Here is a 2,765-nt window from a genome sequence, read left to right on the forward strand (position 1 = left end):
AACCGTTCGCCTGCGTAGGCGGCGGGTCGTCGAACAGGGTGGCCACGACCAGCGCCCCACCCTGGCCTCCGGTGGCTCCGAGACGACGACCGGCGTGTTGTTGCTCATGGTGTCGTCCCTAGTCGGCGGACAGCATCCCACGGCCATCAGAAATATATGATTCACTATCACGAATCCGGCGGGACGCTAGGATTACCCGCGGCGAACGAGCTGTGTACTGGTCGCCGCACGACCACTACTAGCAGGGGGAGAAACACTCGATGCGCAAGAAGTTCCTGGCGGCCGCGGTTCTCGTGGCCGGGATGGTCACCGCGACGCCGGCCGTGACGGCCGAGGCGGCACCCGCGGTCTCCGTCCGCTCCGGCATGCTGATCTACGTCGACGAGACGATCATCACCGAGAGCAAGTGCACGCTCGGCGCTGTCATCTCCCCGGTGAAGGCCATCACCGCCGGCCACTGCGGCGAGGTCGGCCGTTCCGTCTATGACAACCAGGGGCGCAAGATCGGCCGGATCAGTGCGAACCGCATCACCAAGGGACTCGACATCGCCGTCATCCGGTTGGTGCCCCGCGCCCGCGTGGCCGTCGACACCATCAACTGGCGGTCGGGCTTCTTCCGCGGTCAGGTCGTGACCAAACGGGGTGTGACCACCGGTTTCACCCGCGGCGTCATCTCCGACCCGACGCCGAAGCGGCGGACCGCGAACGGCATCAGCTTCGCGCCGCCGTTCCTGGTACGGCATGCGACCGTCAGTGTGCGGGCGAACCTGCGGTCGGCTGCCGGTGACAGCGGTGCAGGCATCCGCGACGCGAACGGCGCGATCATCGGCATCCTGAGTTCCGGCTCGTCGGAGCGGTCGACGGCCTTCGCGCCGGTGAAACTGCTGCCGCAATACCTGCGATAGCTACAGCCGGGGCGGGCGGCGGTTTGGGTCATCGGCGTCCGTCCGGTTACTATCGCCGAGTTGGAGGATTCGCCTAGTGGCCTATGGCGCTCGCCTGGAACGCGGGTTGGGTTAACGCCCTCAGGGGTTCAAATCCCCTATCCTCCGCCGAGGGGCCGCAGGTCAGACACCTGATCTGCGGCCCCGAATACTTTCGGGAACCACTTTCGGGTACCAGTGCAGGTTGAATCGCTTCATGGTTCCCCTATTTGACGTCACGCCCCGACCACGAAGGCGTCCATCCACAGTCGTTCACTCACCTCTGGTGAGGTGCTTCGCGTGCGCTGGCGTGAAGGTGGCAAACAACACATTCAGACGTTCACCGACCTCACCTCGGCCGAGGTGCTCCGGCGCAACGTCGAGGACCGGCCCGTGCGTACGAGATCGCCGGCGTGTATCGGTGGAGGATGCAGCGACGACACCAGGGCGACGACACCAGGGCATCGGGTCGTGCACTCGTCGTCCTCGAACTCGTATTCCCAGCCAGCTTCTCGGTAGGCGTCGAGTTCGGCGATCCTTACGGCGCGTGCTCGGTAGGTGCGTTCGTCGATGATGGCTTTGGTTCGCGCGAGCAGGGTGATGGTGCGATGGCGAGGTCGATGAGTCGTCCGAGCATCGTGCACCTCCACTCAAGAAAGTGTGTTGCACTTTATCCATAAGTGCATTACACTTTTGGTGTGCGGATCGAGATCATCACCAGCGCCCGACGGCACGGCATCGCTGACGACGAGATCCGCACCGTCATCGCCTACCCGGCACTGCGTGTGAAACTGACCCCGCGCCTGGCCGGTACCGCACCGTTCCTGCATATCGGTGCGGCGATCGAGCAGGGCCCGCACATCGAGGTCATCGCCGACCTCGTCGATACCGACGTGGCCGTCGTCTTCCACGCGATGATGCTGCGACCGAAGCTGATCGCCAGCCTCGGCATTGCCCACCTGATCGAACCCAACTACGGCCCACAGCGAGGATAGGAACCATGACACGAAAGACTTCTGACGCCGACTACTCGAAGCTGGCCGACAGCTATGCCGCTGATCCCCCGACCGCCGATGAGATCGTCGGTGAGGTCGAGGTGGTTGATGCGGCTGCGTTGCGGACTGGTCGACCGCGTGGCGGTGTCGCTGTCGGGAAGACTCCGACCATGTCGGTGCGTGTGCCTCTCGACATTCGCGCGAAGCTCGATCGGCTTGCTGAGGTTGAGCATGTGAAGCCGGCCGAGATCGCCCGGCGTGCGCTGGTCGAGTACACCGAACGCCACACTGTGTAGAGGTTTGGTGCCCCACGACGCACGTGTCGTCCACCCGAGGCCGGTACGTGCTAGTTCGTCGTGGGGCTGTGCCGGGATCGCGCGATGTGGGGGCGTCGATCAACCTCGGCACGAAATGGCGAAAGATGCACCCGGTTTCGGGCACGCCTCTCGAACGGGATCCAGTGGAGCACCCTCGGTAGCGATGTGGAGTTAGGGCGTCGCGAGGAAAACGGGCGAGGTCTCGTCCGTGTACAGCACCACCTGAATTAGGTCCTGCACACTCGTTCGCTCAGGGCTGTGCGCATCTACCTTGGCGCCAGCGAAGAACTTGTCGAGGACGTCTTCCCGACTGGCGGGCTTCTTGGCGGGACTCCACCAATAGATGACTAGTTCGCTCCGTGGGCTTCCGTCAGGCTTGCGCTTCAGCTCCTGGCAGACGTGTCGCCACCACCAGCCGTCCGACTCGCCAAGAGAGCACCCGAAGATGATGAACAGTCGAGTATCGGGGAATAGGTGACCGTACTCGATACGGTTCATGGCCCAGTACGGCTTCATGAGTTCCGGCGAGG

General features: G+C 63.8%; 5 protein-coding genes and 1 tRNA gene. 4 read left to right on the forward strand and 2 right to left on the reverse strand.

Annotation, left to right across the window (positions count from 1 at the left end):
* Positions 1 to 260 precede the first annotated feature (260 nt).
* Positions 261 to 905: a trypsin-like serine protease gene (locus tag QSJ18_RS20035; RefSeq protein ID WP_286328415.1), complete on the forward strand. Its 645-nt coding sequence runs from the start codon at positions 261 to 263 to the stop codon at positions 903 to 905.
* A 62-nt stretch (positions 906 to 967) separates the two neighbouring features.
* A tRNA-Ser gene (locus tag QSJ18_RS20040) sits at positions 968 to 1,052 on the forward strand.
* A 203-nt stretch (positions 1,053 to 1,255) separates the two neighbouring features.
* On the opposite strand, the gene QSJ18_RS20045 is transcribed toward QSJ18_RS20040, so the two are convergent.
* Positions 1,256 to 1,573, reverse strand: coding sequence for a hypothetical protein (locus tag QSJ18_RS20045; RefSeq protein WP_286328416.1), 318 nt, complete (start codon positions 1,571 to 1,573; stop codon positions 1,256 to 1,258).
* A 48-nt stretch (positions 1,574 to 1,621) separates the two neighbouring features.
* Here QSJ18_RS20045 and QSJ18_RS20050 point away from each other — a divergent pair, with 48 nt between their 5' ends.
* Complete coding sequence (locus QSJ18_RS20050) at positions 1,622 to 1,918, forward strand: hypothetical protein (protein WP_286328417.1); 297 nt, start codon at positions 1,622 to 1,624, stop codon at positions 1,916 to 1,918.
* Positions 1,919 to 1,923: 5 nt separating this feature from the next.
* On the forward strand, positions 1,924 to 2,214 hold the full coding sequence (locus QSJ18_RS20055; protein WP_286328418.1) for a CopG family ribbon-helix-helix protein: 291 nt from the start codon (positions 1,924 to 1,926) through the stop codon (positions 2,212 to 2,214).
* Between the two features lie 192 nt (positions 2,215 to 2,406).
* Here QSJ18_RS20055 and QSJ18_RS20060 read toward each other — a convergent pair.
* The coding region (locus QSJ18_RS20060) for a hypothetical protein (protein ID WP_286328419.1) at positions 2,407 to 2,765 on the reverse strand (359 nt) is incomplete at its 5' end.

This window comes from Gordonia heveisoli, assembly GCF_030315745.1.
Classification (GTDB): Bacteria; Actinomycetota; Actinomycetes; order Mycobacteriales; family Mycobacteriaceae; genus Gordonia.

Bases quoted from the DNA above. Each gene is read 5' to 3' on its own strand.
- QSJ18_RS20055 (WP_286328418.1), top strand. From the start codon at position 1,924: ATGACACGAAAGACTTCTGACGCCGACTACTCGAAGCTGGCCGACAGC.
- QSJ18_RS20035 (WP_286328415.1), top strand. From the start codon at position 261: ATGCGCAAGAAGTTCCTGGCGGCCGCGGTTCTCGTGGCCGGGATGGTC.